The organism is Streptomyces sp. NPDC013455 (assembly GCF_040632975.1).
Taxonomy (GTDB): Bacteria; Actinomycetota; Actinomycetes; order Streptomycetales; family Streptomycetaceae; genus Streptomyces.
Genome location: NZ_JBEYCX010000028.1, coordinates 55,234 through 69,946, shown reverse-complemented (window position 1 = coordinate 69,946; position 14,713 = coordinate 55,234). Strand labels below are relative to the sequence as shown.

The 14,713-nt window shown below is 75.1% G+C and carries 8 protein-coding genes; all 8 read left to right on the top strand.

Features of this window, described 5'->3' with window-relative positions:
* The first annotated feature begins 72 nt into the window (after window positions 1–72).
* Window positions 73–6,510, top strand: coding sequence for a type I polyketide synthase (locus ABZ576_RS31720; RefSeq protein ID WP_360748633.1), 6,438 nt, complete (start codon window positions 73–75; stop codon window positions 6,508–6,510).
* 40 nt (window positions 6,511–6,550) lie between these two features.
* Window positions 6,551–7,348: an arylamine N-acetyltransferase gene (locus ABZ576_RS31715; RefSeq protein WP_360748630.1), complete on the top strand. Its 798-nt coding sequence runs from the start codon at window positions 6,551–6,553 to the stop codon at window positions 7,346–7,348.
* Between the two features lie 55 nt (window positions 7,349–7,403).
* The gene (locus ABZ576_RS31710) at window positions 7,404–8,747 is read left to right on the top strand and encodes an NAD(P)/FAD-dependent oxidoreductase (protein WP_360748627.1); all 1,344 of its coding nucleotides are present in this window, start codon (window positions 7,404–7,406) and stop codon (window positions 8,745–8,747) included.
* A 120-nt stretch (window positions 8,748–8,867) separates the two neighbouring features.
* Window positions 8,868–9,944 carry a 3-dehydroquinate synthase family protein gene (locus tag ABZ576_RS31705; protein WP_360748624.1) on the top strand — a complete coding sequence of 359 codons (1,077 nt, stop codon included), beginning with the start codon at window positions 8,868–8,870 and terminating at the stop codon, window positions 9,942–9,944.
* On the top strand, window positions 9,941–11,359 hold the full coding sequence (locus tag ABZ576_RS31700; RefSeq protein ID WP_360748621.1) for a 3-deoxy-7-phosphoheptulonate synthase class II: 1,419 nt from the start codon (window positions 9,941–9,943) through the stop codon (window positions 11,357–11,359). The genes ABZ576_RS31705 and ABZ576_RS31700 overlap by 4 nt, the downstream gene beginning before the upstream one ends.
* Complete coding sequence (locus ABZ576_RS31695) at window positions 11,356–12,288, top strand: shikimate dehydrogenase (protein WP_360748618.1); 933 nt, start codon at window positions 11,356–11,358, stop codon at window positions 12,286–12,288. Before ABZ576_RS31700 ends, ABZ576_RS31695 begins: the two co-directional genes overlap by 4 nt.
* Before the next feature lie 171 nt (window positions 12,289–12,459).
* Window positions 12,460–13,620 (top strand): 3-amino-5-hydroxybenzoate synthase, encoded by a 1,161-nt coding sequence (gene rifK / locus ABZ576_RS31690; protein WP_360748615.1) that lies wholly within the window; start codon window positions 12,460–12,462, stop codon window positions 13,618–13,620.
* Complete coding sequence (locus ABZ576_RS31685) at window positions 13,617–14,711, top strand: Gfo/Idh/MocA family oxidoreductase (protein WP_360748612.1); 1,095 nt, start codon at window positions 13,617–13,619, stop codon at window positions 14,709–14,711. Before rifK ends, ABZ576_RS31685 begins: the two co-directional genes overlap by 4 nt.
* Window positions 14,712–14,713: the final 2 nt, after the last annotated feature.

The following is a 14,713-nucleotide window of genomic DNA, read 5'->3' as shown; positions in this document are numbered from 1 at the left end:
TACGTGCCGCGGCTGGCGCGTGTCGCCCCGGGGGACGGCTCGGCGCGGCCGGTGCCGGACCCGGAGGGCACGGTGCTGATCACCGGCGGCACCGGATCCCTGGCCGGAATGCTGGCCCGGCACCTGGTCCGGCGGCACGGTGTCCGCCACCTGGTGCTGGTCAGCCGGCGTGGCCCGGAGGCGGACGGGGCGCGGGAGCTGGTGGCCGAACTGGAGGCACTGGGGGCCGCGTCGGTCGCGGTGCCGGCCTGCGACGTCACCGACCGGGACGCGGTGGCCGCGCTGCTCACCGGGCTGACCGGGCCCCGCCTGACCGCCGTCGTGCACGCGGCCGGGGTGTTCGACGCCGGCGTGGTCGGCGAGCTGGACGAGGAGCGGCTCGCCCGGGTGTTCGCCCCCAAGGTCACCGCCGTCCGGCACCTGGACGAGCTGACCCGCGAACTCGTGCCCGATCTCGACGCGTTCGTGACCTACTCCTCCGTCTCCGGTGTCTTCCTCGGCGCGGGCACCGGCGGTTACGGTGCCGCGAACGCCTGCATGGACGGACTGGTGGCGCGCCGCCGGGCGGCCGGATTCCCGGCGCAGTCGCTCGCCTGGGGCCTGTGGGAGCAGACCACCGGCATGGGTGCCGGCCTGGACGACCTGTCCCGCAGCCGGATGAGCCGCCGGGGCGGTGTGCTGGCGCTCGGACCCGACGAGGGCATGCGGCTGTTCGACGCGGCGCTGGAGAGCGGACACACCCTGCTGGTGCCGGCCAGACTTGATCTGCGGGGCCTGCGCGCCGACGCGGCCGGCGGGGCCACCGTGCCGCCGCTGCTGCGCGGGCTCGTCCGCGCGGGCCGGCGCACCGCGCGCGGCACCGGGCGCGAGGGCCGGGAGGGACTGGCCGGGCGGCTGGCCGGGCTGCCCCCCGCCGAGCGCGAGGCGCTGCTGCTCGACCTGGTCCGCACCCATGTCGCCAACGTCCTCGGGCACTCCGGACCCGACCGGGTCAGGTCCGAAACCGCCTTCAAGGACGCCGGGTTCGACTCCCTCACCTCCGTCGAACTGCGCAACCGGCTGCGCGAGGCCACCGGACTCGGCCTGCCCGCCACCGCCGTCTTCGACTACCCCACCCCGCTCGCCCTCGCCCGGCACCTGGACGAGGAGTTCCAGGGCGTCACCCCGGCCGCCGCCGCGCCGACGGCCGTGCCGCACGACCCGGACGAGCCGGTCGCCGTGGTGGGCATGGCCTGCCGGCTGCCCGGCGGCGTCGGCAGCCCCGAGGACCTGTGGCGGCTGGTCCGCGAGGCACGCGACGGCGTCACCGGCTTCCCCACGGACCGCGGCTGGGACCTCGACACGGTCCTCGACGCCGGCCCCCAGGACGACGGGACCGCCTCCGCCGGCACCTCGCACGCCGGCCAGGGCGGATTCCTGCACGAGGCACCGCTGTTCGACCCGCTGTTCTTCGGCATCTCGCCCCGTGAGGCGGTCGCCATGGACCCGCAGCAGCGGCTGCTGCTGGAGACGTCGTGGGAGGCGCTGGAGCGGGCCGGCATCGATCCCCTGTCGCTGAAGGGCACCGACGTCGGCGTGTTCAGCGGCATCATGGGCGTCGACTACTACTCCGGCGGCGAGGTGCCCGACGAGGTGGGCGGGTTCGCGCTGACCGGTGCCGGGGCGAGCGTGGCCTCCGGCCGGGTGTCGTACGTCTTCGGCTTCGAAGGCCCCGCCGTCACCGTCGACACCGCCTGCTCCTCCTCCCTGGTCGCCATGCACCTCGCGGCCCAGGCCCTGCGCGCGGGCGAGTGCTCCCTGGCGCTCGCCGGCGGGTCCACGGTGATGGCCGGCCCCGGCATGTTCCTGGAGTTCTCCCGGCAGCGGGCACTGGCCTCGGACGGGCGGTGCAAGTCGTACGCCGACGCCGCCGACGGCACCGGCTGGGCCGAGGGCGCGGGTGTGGTCGTACTGGAACGGCTCTCGGAAGCCCGCCGCAAGGGGCACCCGGTGCTCGCCGTGATCCGCGGCAGCGCCGTCAACCAGGACGGCGCCTCCAACGGACTCACCGCCCCCAACGGGCCCTCCCAGCAGCGCGTCATCCGCAAGGCGCTCGCCGCCGCCGGGCTGACCCCGGCGGACGTCGACCTGGTGGAGGGCCACGGCACCGGCACCGTCCTCGGCGACCCGATCGAGGCACAGGCCCTGCTGGCGACCTACGGCAAGGACCGGGATCCGGGGCGGCCGCTGTGGCTCGGGTCGCTCAAGTCGAACATCGGGCACGCCCAGGCCGCCGCCGGGGTGGCCGGTGTGATCAAGGCGGTACAGGCCCTGCGGCACCGCGAAATGCCCGCCACCCTGCACGTCGACGCGCCCTCCTCCCAGGTCGACTGGTCGGCCGGCGCGGTGGAACTGCTCACCGAGGCCCGGGAGTGGGCCGACCCGGGGCGGCCGCGGCGGGCCGCGGTGTCCTCCTTCGGACTGAGCGGCACCAACGCGCACCTGATCCTGGAGGAGGCCCCCGAGGAGGCACCCGAGGAGGCGGAGCAGCCGCCCGCGCCCGAGCCGGCCGGTGTCGTACCGCTGGTGGTGTCGGCCCGCGGCACCACGGCGCTCGCCGGGCAGGCCGCACGCCTCGCCGCGTTCCTCGGTGACACCGGCGCCGCGCCCGCGGACGTCGCGGCCGCGCTGGCGACCCGGCGGGCCGTGCTGCCGGAGCGGGCCGTGGTGGTGGCCGGCACCCGTGAGGAGGCCCTCGCCGGACTGGGCGCGCTGGCCCGCGGCGAGAGCGCGCCCGCCCTGGTCACCGGCAGCCCCGCCGCCTCGGCCGGTACCGGGAAGATCGTCTTCGTCTTCCCCGGACAGGGCGGCCAGTGGACCGGCATGGGCCGCGAACTGCTGGACACCCACCCGGTGTTCGCCGAGCGGATCGCCGAGTGCGCCCGGGCGCTGGAGCCCTGGGTGGACTGGAAACTGGAGGAAGTGCTGCGCGGCGAGGCACCGGCCGCCCTCGTGGACCGCGCCGACGTCGTCCAGCCGGCGAGCTTCGCCATGATGGTCGGGCTGGCGGCCGTGTGGGCCGCGGCCGGGGTCGTACCGGACGCGGTGCTGGGCCACTCGCAGGGCGAGATCGCCGCGGCCTGCGTCGCCGGAGCGCTGCCGCTCCCGGAAGCGGCACGGCTCGTGGCCCTGCGCGCCCAGGTGATCGCCGAGCGGCTGTCCGGGCACGGCGGCATGGCCGCCGCGGCCCTGTCCGAGGCCGCGGCGGCCGAAGCCGTCGAACCCTGGGCCGGACGCGTGCACGTCTGCGCGGTCAACGGCCCCTCCTCGGTGGTGCTGTCCGGGGACGCCGACGCGCTGGACGAGGCCGTCGGGACGCTGACGGCCGCCGGCGTGCGGGCCCGGCGGATCGCGACCGACTTCGCCTCCCACACCCCGCGGGTGGAGACCGCGCGCGAACCCCTCCTGAAGGCGTTCGGCGACGTCCGCACCCAGGCCCCCGTCATCCCCTTCCACTCCACCGTCACCGGCGAGCGCGTCACCGGCGCCGGCGTCCTCGACGCCGACTACTGGTACCGGAACGTGCGCTGCCCCGTGCGGTTCGGGCCCGTCGCCGCCGGCCTGCTGGAGACCGGGCACACCGTGTTCGTGGAAATCGGCGCCCACCCGGTGCTCGCCCCCGCGATCAGCGAGACCGCCGACGGCGCCGACGTGCTGGTGACCGGCACCCTGCGCCGCGACGACGGCGGCCCCCGACGGCTGCTCACCGCCATGGCCGAACTCTTCGTCAAGGGCGTCCCGGTCGACTGGACCGCCGCCCTGCCGGCCACCGCCCGCCCCGTCGACCTGCCCACGTACGCCTTCGACCACCAGCACTACTGGCTCCCCGCCCCGGCCGCCGCCGGCGACGCCGCCTCGCTGGGCCTGGCCGGCGCCGACCACCCGCTCGTCGGCGCGGTGGTCGAGGTCCCCGACACCGGCGGTGTGCTCTGCACCTCCCGGCTGTCGCTGCGCACCCACCCCTGGCTCGCCGACCACGCCGTGGGCGACGTCGTCCTGCTGCCCGGCACCGGACTGGTGGAACTCGCCGTCCGCGCCGGCGACGAGGCCGGCTGCTCCACCCTGGACGAACTCGTCATCGAGGCCCCGCTGATCCTGCCCGCGCAGGGCGGGGTACGCGTCCAGGTCGCCGTCGGCGGCCCCGACGACACCGGCTCCCGCACCGTCACCATCCACTCCGCACGCGACGGCGCGGCCGGCCCCGACGGCTGGACCAGGCACGCCACCGGCGTCCTCGCCCCGGCCCCCCGCACCCGGGCCACCACGCACCCCGACCTCACCGCCTGGCCGCCGCCCGGCGCGGAACGCGTCGAGGTGACCGCGGACGACTTCTACGCCGGACTGCGCGACCACGACTACCGGTACGGGCCCGTCTTCCGCGGCCTGCGCGCGGTGTGGCGGCGCGGCGACGAACTGTTCGCCGAGATCGCCCTGCCCGAGCAGCAGCACGAAGCGGCGGCCGGGTTCGGCATCCACCCCGCGCTGCTCGACGCCGCCCTGCACACCAAGGCGTTCCTGAGCAGCGGCGAACACCGCACGATGCTGCCCTTCGCCTGGAACGGGCTCACCCTGCACGCCTCCGGGGCCGCGTCCCTGCGCGTCCGGGTCACCCGGCCCGCGCCGGACGCGCTGTCCCTGGAGGCCGCCGACGAAACCGGAAGCCCGGTCCTCGGCGCCGACTCGCTGGTGTTCCGCCCGGTCGCCCCGGAGCAGCTGCGCGCCGGCAGCGGTGGCGACATGCTCTTCGGCGTCGACTGGGTCCCGCTGCCCCGGCCCGAGGCCACCGAGGCGCCGTCCTGGCTCCGGGTGTCCACCGCGGAGGAGGTGGCCACCCTCGCCGAGGACGCCCCGGGCGGGGCGGAGCTGCCCCACGCGGTCGTCCTGGACGCCACGACGACCGGCCCCGACGACACCCCGCTCGCCGTGACGGAGCGCACCCTGGAGGTCGTCCAGACCTGGCTCGCCGGCGGCGGCCTGGACGACACCCGGCTGGTCGTCCTCACCCGGGGCGCGGTTCCCGCCGGCGGCGACCGGACGGCCACCGACCCGGGCGGCGCCGCCGTCTGGGGCCTGATCCGCGCCGCGCAGGCCGAGAACCCGGACCAGATCGTCCTCCTCGACACGGACCCCGGAACGGACCCGGGCACGGGTGCGGCACCGGACCCGGGCGAGGGACCGGGCACGGACCCGGGCACCGAGCCGGCCGACCCGGGCGCCCTGCTCGGCGCGGTGCTGGCGACGGGTGAGCCGCAGGTGGCCGTGCGGGGCGGGGCGCTGTACGTGCCGCGGCTGACCCGGGCCGCCTCCGCCGCCCCGGCGCGGCCGGTGCTGGATCCGGAGGGCACGGTGCTGATCACCGGCGGTACCGGATCGCTGGCCGGAATGCTGGCCCGGCACCTGGTCCGGCGGCACGGTGTCCGTCACCTGGTGCTGGTCAGCCGGCGTGGCCCGGAGGCGGACGGGGCGCGGGAGCTGGTGGCCGAGCTGGAGGCGCTGGGGGCCGCGTCGGTCGCGGTGCCGGCCTGCGACGTCACCGACCGGGACGCGGTGGCCGCGCTGCTCACCGGGCTGACCGGGCCCCGCCTGACCGCCGTCGTGCACGCGGCCGGTCTGTTCGACGCCGGCGTGGTCGGCGAGATCGAACCCGAGCGCCTCGCCCGGGTGTTCGCCCCCAAGGTAACCGCAGTCCGGCACCTGGACGAACTGACCCGCGAACTCGCCCCGGACCTGGACGCGTTCGTCACCTACTCCTCGGTGTCCGCCCACTTCCTCGGGGCCGGCACCGGCGGTTACGGTGCCGCGAACGCCTGCATGGACGGACTGGTGGCGCGCCGCCGGGCGGCCGGGTTCCCGGCGCAGTCGCTCGCCTGGGGCCTGTGGGAGCAGACCACCGGCATGGCGGCACGCACCGACGAACTCACCCGCGGCCGGCTCAGCCGCCGCGGTGGCCTCCTGGCCCTCGACCCCGAGGAGGGCATGGCGCTGTTCGACGCCGCCCTGGGCAGCGACCGCACCCTGCTCGTCCCGGCCAAACTGGACCTGCGGGGCCTGCGCGCCGACGCGGCCGACGGCACGGCCGTACCGCCGCTGCTGCGCGGACTCGTCCGGGCGGGCCGGCAGGCGGCGCGGGCCGCCGTCACCGGGGACGAGCGGCGCCGGCTCGCCGAACGCCTCGCCCAGCTGCCCGCGGGGGAGCGGACCGAGGCCCTGCTGGAGCTGGTCCGCACCCAGGTGGCCGTCGTCCTCGGCTACACCGCCGGGCACCGGATCGACGCCGACCAGGGCCTGTTCGACATCGGCTTCGACTCGCTCACCGCCCTCGAACTGCGCAACCGGCTCAGCGAACTGACCGGCACCAAGCTCACCGCGGGCCTCGTCTTCGACCACCCCACGCCCGTGCTGATCGTCGCCCATCTGACCGAGCGCATGTACGGCGAGGACGCGCCCGGCCCCGTGGCCCTCTCCGTCTGAGGCGTCCACCCGAACCGACCCGAAGGGAGCAGATGACCGCATGTTCGACGTGGATGCCTACCTCCGCCGCATCGGCTGTGCCGACAAGGTGACGCGGCCCGACCTCGACACCCTGCGCACGCTGCACAAACGGCACATGATGGCACTGCCGTACAACGTCGCCGGACAAGGCTTCGAGAACGGCGTGAACCTCGTGGACATCGACGAGGACGAGGTGTTCCGCACCGGTGTCACGGAGGGACTGGGAGGCACCTGCTTCCAGCTCAACCGTCTCTTCCACCGGCTCCTGACCCACCTGGGTTACGAGGTGTCCCTGCTGGCCGCGAGCACCGCCGAGGGCCGGGAGAACTTCGGCACCGAGATCGAGCACATGTTCATCCGGGCCGTCCTCGACGGCGAGGAGTGGCTCGTGGACGTGGGCTATCCCGGACCGTCGTACCTCGAACCGCTGCGGGTCAGCGACGAGGTGCAGACCCAGTACGGCTGCCAGTACCGGCTCGTCCGCAAGGACGACGGCGCGATCGCCCTCCAGCGGCGCGGGCGCGTCACCCGGTGGGGCACCGTCTACACGTTCCGGCTGCTGGCCCGCCAGTACCAGGACTGGAAGGAACTGGAGGACCGGGCCCGCGCCCACCACGCCACCGCCACCGAGGACGACGGCGGGGGCACCCTGTGCGGCCGGACGTTCGACAACGGCCAGGCCGTGCTCAAGGGCCACCGCTACCTGGTCGTCCGGGACGGCCGCGAACGCGTGCGCACCGTCGTCGACGCCACCGAACACCGAAGGCTCGTCGCCGCCATCCTCAGCGGCGAACTCGACCCCGCCGACCTCGCGTGACCAGGTGGCGGACCGACCGAACCGACGCACCAGCAACCGACCGGAAGGACATTCCATGGGCAACAACTCGGCCGACGTCGTCGTCATCGGCGGGGGACCGGCCGGCGCGGTGAGCGCCTACACGCTGGCCAAGGAGGGGCACTCCGTGGTGCTCCTGGAACGCGAGCAGAACCCCCGCTTCCACATCGGCGAGTCCCTGCTGCCGTACATGATGGGCCTGTTCGACCGGATCGGCATCCGGGACGCCGTGGAGGCCGGGGGCTACGTCCCCAAGTTCGGCGGCGAGTTCATCGACCCGACCGAGACCAAGTTCTTCTCCGGCGTCTTCCGCGCCGACTTCGCCAAGCAGGGCGAGGGCCGCTACGACCGGGCCTTCCAGGTCGAGCGGGCCCGGTTCGACCGCATGCTGGCCGAGGAGGCCGGCAAGGCCGGCGCCGAGGTGCACTACGGTGCCACCGTCGGCGACCTGCTGATGGAAGGCGACCGCATGGTCGGCGTCCGCTACACCGAGGACGGCGAGGAGCACGAGGTCCGCTCCCGGTACGTCGTCGACGCCAGCGGCCGCGCCGGGCGCATCGCCCACAAGTTCGGGCTGCGCAAGACGCTGGAGAAGCTCCGCATGGTCGCCGTGTTCCGGCACTACGAGGGCCTGGACGAGGAGCACAACCTCGGGGTCGAGGGCGACATCCAGGTCGGCGCGCACGCCGACGGCTGGGTGTGGGCCATCCCGCTGTCCAAGGACGTCATCAGCGTCGGCACCGTCATGCCCCGCGACGTGTTCCGCGCCTCCACACCGGAACAGGTCTTCGAGGAGCACCTCGCCCGGGTGCCGCGGATCACCACCCGGCTCACCGGCACCCGCCCGATCATGGACCTGAAGGTCGAGACCGACTACTGCTACCACGCCGACACCGTCACCGGCCCCGGCTGGGTCATGGTCGGCGACGCCGGCTGCTTCGGCGACCCCATGTTCTCCGGCGGTGTCCTCGTCGCCTCCGCCACCGCGGTCCGCGCCGCCGAGAACCTGAGCCAGGCCCTGAAGAACCCGCAGGACGCCGACCGGCTGATCGCGGAGTACGAGAACTTCTTCAAAACCGGCTACGACACCTACATCCGGCTCATCCACGCCTTCTACGACGGCGAGCTGGTCGCGGTCGCCGCCGACGCCGGCCGCACCACCGACCGCGAGGCGCTGGAGCGCTACCTGATCCGGCTGATCGGCGGCGACTTCTGGAGCGAGCACAACGCCGTCGCCCAGGAGATGCGCCGGCGCTCCGAATGGGACACCTTCGAGCCGTTCCAGCGGGTCTTCGGCTGCCCGTCCTACCCGCACCTGGACGAGCACGACCGCAAGGAACGCGCCGAGTCCCGCATCCGCCGGGTGACCGCCGGCCAGTAGCCCCACCGGGCGGCAGCCCCCCGGGGCCGTCCGCCGGGAGACCCGGCCGCGGCGAGCCGCCGCGGCCGGGCCCCGGGCGACCGACCGAGTCCGCGCGCTACCGAACAAGGTGAGGCGTAAGTGACAAGACAAGTCCCGGTGCGCTTCGGCGACCGGTCCTACGAGGTGCTCATCGGCCCCGGAGTGCGCACCGCCCTGCCCGGGATCATCGAGAAGCTCGGCGCCCGGCGCGTCGCGGTCGTCACGGCCCGCCCCGCCGCATGGGTGCCCGAGACGGGTGTGGAGACACTGCTGCTGCCCGCCCGGGACGGCGAGCCGGACAAGAACCTCAGCACGGTGGAGGCCCTGTGCACGGCCTTCGCGCGGTTCGGGCTGACCCGCTCCGACGCCGTCGTCTCCGTCGGCGGCGGCACCACCACCGACGTGGTGGGCCTCGCCGCCGCGCTCTACCACCGCGGCGTGCCCGTCGTGCACCTGCCGACCAGCCTGCTCGCCCAGGTCGACGCCAGCGTCGGCGGCAAGACCGCCGTCAACCTGCCCGAGGGCAAGAACCTGGTGGGCGCCTACTGGCAGCCCGCCGCCGTCCTGTGCGACACCGACTACCTCACCACCCTGCCGCCCCGCGAACTGCGCAACGGACTCGGCGAGATCGCCCGCTGCCACTTCATCGGCGCCCCCGGCCTGCACGGACTGTCGCTCACCGAACAGATCACGGCGAGCGTCACGCTCAAGGCGGGCATCGTCTCCGCCGACGAACGCGACACCGGCCTGCGGCACCTGCTCAACTACGGCCACACCCTCGGCCACGCCCTGGAGGCGGCCACCGGGTTCGCCCTCCGGCACGGCGAGGGCGTCGCCGTCGGCACCGTCTTCGCGGGCCTGCTCGCCGGCACCCTCGGCCGCATCACCCCCGGCCGGGTGCGCGAACACCATGACGTGGTGGCCTCCTACGGCCTGCCCACCGCACTCCCCGAGGACACCGAACCCGACGTGCTCATCGGCCTGATGCGCCGGGACAAGAAGGCCCGCTCGGGCCTCACCTTCGTCCTGGACGGCCCGGCCGGCGCGGAACTCGTCGCCGACGTGCCCGAGCAGGCCGTCGCCCGGACGCTGGCCCGGATGGAACGCGCCCCCCTCGACCGGCTCGTCGCCACCGCCCCGGCCGGGGCCGCGGGGACGGAGGCGGCGGTGACATGACGTACACACCACGGTGGCCGCCCGGCACCCCCGGGCGGATCCGGCGGCGCGCGGTCGAACGGCACCTCGGCGACCGGCTCGAAGCGGCCCTGGCCAGGCCCGCCGCACAGCAGCCCGGCTGGCCGGACCCGGCCCGGGCCCAGGCCGTGGTCCGCCGGCTGACCGCCGGCGAACCCCTGGTCACCCCCGCCGAGACCCGGCGGCTGCTCGACCGGCTCGGGGCCGTGGCCCGCGGCGAGGCGCTCCTGCTGCAGAGCGGCGACTGCGCCGAGACCTTCGCCGACACCACCGAACCCCATCTGCGGGCCAACCTCGGACTGCTCCGCCGCATGGCGCTGGTCCTCACCCACGCCGCCGGCCTGCCCGTCGTCACGGTGGCCCGCGCCGCCGGCCAGTACGCCAAACCGCGCTCCGCGACCGTCGACACCCACGGGCTGCCCGTGTACCGGGGCGACATCGTCAACGCCGCCGAACCGACCCCCGCGGCCCGCACCCCCGACCCGGAACGCATGGCACGGGCCTACGGTCACGCCCGGGAGGCGACCGCCGTCGTCCGCGGACTCGCCCGCGGCGACCTCGCCGACGCCCACGCCCTGCACGAGGAGAACCGGCGCTTCGTCGCGACCGCGCCCGGGGGCCGCCGGCACACGGCACGGGCCGCCGAGATCGGCCGCGGGCTGCGCTTCATGACCGGCATCGGCGCCCCCGCGCCCCGCCTCGGTGAGATCTGGACCAGTCACGAGGCCCTCCTGCTGGACTACGAACGCACCCTGCTGTGGATCGACACCGAAGGACCCGAACCCCGGCTGTCCAGCGGCCTCGCCCACTTCCTGTGGATCGGGGAGCGCACCCGGCAGCCCGGCGGCGCGCACCTCGCCTTCGCCGAACTCCTCGCCAACCCCGTCGGCGTCAAGATCGGCCCCGCCACGACACCCGAGCAGGCCGTGGAGTACGTACGCCGGCTCGACCCGCACGGCGTGCCCGGCCGGGTCACCCTGATCAGCAGGATGGGCCACGACCGGGTGCGCGAGGTACTGCCGCCGATCGTGGAGAAGGTCACCGCCTCCGGCCGCCAGGTGATCTGGCAGTGCGACCCCATGCACGGCAACTCCCGTACCACGAGCAGCGGTTACAAGACCCGGCACTACGAGCACATCCTCGACGAGATCACCGGCTTCCTCCAGGTGCACCGCGCCCTCGGCACCCACCCCGGCGGACTGCACCTGGAGGCGACCGGCGAGGACGTCACCGAGTGCCTCGGCGGCGCCCGCGACCTGTCCGAGACGGACCTGCCCAGCCGCTACCGCACCGCCTGCGACCCCCGCCTCAACGCCGAACAGTCCATGGAACTCGCTTTCGCCGTCGCCGAGTTGTACACGACCGCGACGGCACCCCGCACGGAGGCACCACGATGACCGACCGCACCCGGCCGACCGGACCGGGCACCGAACCGGCCGCCGGCACCGAACCTGCCACCGGCACCCCACCGGTGGCAGGCACCCCGCCGGCCGCCGCCACCGACCCGGCCGCCGGCACCCCTTCGCAAACCCTCGTCAGCGGAACCACCCGGCTCTACGCCGTCCTCGGCGACCCCGTCGGCCAGGTCCGGTCACCCGGGCTGCTCAACCCGCTCTTCGCCCGCCTCGGCATCGACGCCGTGCTGGTCCCCGTGCACGTCCGCCCCGACGACCTGGAGACGGTCCTACGAGGCCTGACGCGCGTCGGCAACCTCGACGGCCTGTTCGTCACCGTCCCGCACAAGACCGCCGCCGCCCGACTGGCCGACCGGCGCAGCCCCACCGTCGAGCTCACCGGCAGCGCCAACGCCCTGCGGCCCGAGCCCGACGGCACCTGGCTCGCCGACAACTTCGACGGGTCCGGCTTCGTGGCCGGCCTCGTCCAGGCCGGCCACCGGCCGAAAGGCGCCAAGGCCGCGCTGATCGGCGCGGGCGGGGCCGGCAGCGCCATCGCCGCCGCCCTGCTCGGCGCGGGCGTGGACCGGCTCACCCTCACCGACCCCGACACCCCGCGGCTGACCGCGCTCGCCGACCGGCTCGCCGCCCACTGGCCCGGCCGCGTCCACGCCGCCGCCCGCCCGCCGCTGTCCGACTGCGACATCGCCGTCAACGCCACCCCGCTCGGCCTGCGCCCCGACGACCCGCTGCCCTTCCCGCCGCGGCAGCTGCCACCCGGCGCCGTCGTCGCCGACATCATCATGAAACCCCACGACACCCGGCTGTTGCGCGAGGCCGCCGCACACGGACTCGCCGTGCACCACGGACACCACATGCTCGCCGGCCAACTCGACTCCTACCGCGCGTTCTTCGGCCTGGACCGGCCCTAGGGCCGCCCCCGCAGACCGACTACCAGACCGAGGGATGGGAGGCCCGGCACGCCGCGTCCTAGGCTGAGGACGGCCAGCACCGCGCGACCCGTCCGGACCGGCTCTGTCGCCCCCCCTCGCCTCGCCCGCGCACCTCCCACCAGCCCGTTCCCGACGGAGATTTGGAGAACCATGAACGCGCGACCGGCACCGGAATTCCCCACATGGCCGCAGTACGACGACGACGAGCGGACCGGCCTGATCCGGGCCCTGGAACAGGGCCAGTGGTGGCGCATGGGCGGGGAGGAAGTCGACTCCTTCGAGCGCGAGTTCGCCGACTTCCACGGCGCCCCGCACGCCCTGGCCGTCACCAACGGCACCCACGCCCTCGAACTCGCCCTCCAGGTCATGGGGGTGGGCCCGGGCACCGAGGTCATCGTGCCCGCCTTCACCTTCATCTCCTCCTCCCAGGCCGCCCAGCGCATCGGCGCGGTCGCCGTCCCCGTCGACGTCGACCCGGACACCTACAACATCGACGCCGCCGCGGCCGCCGCCGCCATCACCCCGCGCACCCGGGCGATCATGCCCGTACACATGGCCGGCCTGATGGCCGACATGGACGCCCTCGGCAAGCTCTCCGCCGACACCGGCGTACCGATCCTGCAGGACGCGGCCCACGCCCAGGGCGCCCGCTGGCAGGGCAAGCGGGTCGGTGAACTCGGCTCGGTCGCCGCGTTCTCCTTCCAGAACGGCAAGCTGATGACCGCCGGCGAGGGCGGCGCCGTCCTGTTCCCCGAAAGCGACCTTCACGAGGCCGCGTTCCTGCGGCACAGCTGCGGCCGGCCGCGCACCGACCGCCGCTACCTGCACGAGGTCGCCGGCACCAACATGCGGCTCAACGAGTTCTCCGCCGCCGTGCTGCGCGCCCAGCTGCGCCGCCTGCCCGCCCAGACCGCACTGCGCGACCGGCGCTGGGCCCTGCTCTCCCGGCTGCTCGGCGACATCGACGGCGTCGTCCCGCAGGGCGGTGACGTACGCGCCGACCAGAACACCCACTACATGGCGATGTTCCGCCTCCCCGGCATCGCCGAGGAGGACCGCAACGCGCTCGTCGACCGGCTGGTCGACGCCGGGCTGCCCGCCTTCGCCGCGTTCCGCGCCGTCTACCGCACCGACGCCTTCTGGGAGATCGGCACCCCCGACGAGACCGTGGAGCAGATCGCCGAACGCTGCCCCCACACCGAGGCCATCAGCGGCGACTGCGTCTGGCTGCACCACCGCACGCTCCTCGCCGCGGAACGCGACCTGGAGATCACGGCCGAGATCATCGCGGACGCAGTGGCCGCCATATGAGCGTGCGGGCCGCCGTGGTGGGGCTCGGCTGGGCGGGGCGGGAGCTGTGGCTGCCCCGGCTGCGCACCCACCCCGACTTCGACCTGGTCGCCGTCGTCGACCCCGACCCCGCGGCGCGCGCGGCCGTCGGCGCGGCGACCGGCACCCCCGCCCACCCCGGACCGGCCGTGCTCGACGCCCGGTCCGTCGACCTCGCCGTCGTCGCCGTACCCAACCACCTGCACACCGAGGTCGCCACCGACCTGCTCGGCCGGGGCGTCGCCGTCTTCCTGGAGAAGCCGGTGTGCCTGTCCAGCACCGAGGCCGACACCCTCGCCGCGGCCGAGCGGGCCGGCGGCGTGCTGCTGGCCGGCAGCGCCGCCCGGCACCGCGCCGACGTCCGCGAACTCGCCGCGCTCCTCCCCGACCTCGGCCGGATCCGGCACGTCGACCTGGCCTGGGTGCGGGCCCGCGGCGTGCCGCGGGCGGGCGGCTGGTTCACCCGGCGCACCGAGGCCGGCGGCGGCGCCCTGCTCGACCTCGGCTGGCACCTCCTGGACACCCTGACCGCGCTCCTCGGACCCTCCCCGGTCCGCCAGGCCGTCGGCGCCACCTCGGACGACTTCCTCAACGCCGGCGAGTGGTCCGCCGCCTGGCGCCGCGAGCGGCCCGCCGCCGCGCTCACCGGCGACGTCGAGGACACCGCCCGCGGTTTCCTGCTCCGCGAGGACGGCGTCTCCGTCTCCCTGCACACCAGTTGGGCGTCGCACGCGGCCCGGGACCTCTCCCTGATCCGGATCGAGGGCAGCGCCGGCACCGCCGAACTGCGCTGCACCTTCGGCTTCAGCCCCAACCGGCAGCCCGAATCCGTCCTCACCCTCACCCGCGAGGGCGCCACCCGCCGGCTCCCGGTGCCCGCCGAACCCGTCGGCGCCGAGTACGGCCGGCAGCTGGACGGCCTGCCGGCGCTCCTCGCCGACCCGGCCGGCCGCGGCCGGGCCATCGCCGAGGCACGGACCACCGTACGGCTCATGGAACGCCTCTACGCCTCCGCCCGCACTCACCACGACGGGCCGAGCGAGGGCGCGTACCAGCGGACCACCAGCAGATGAGG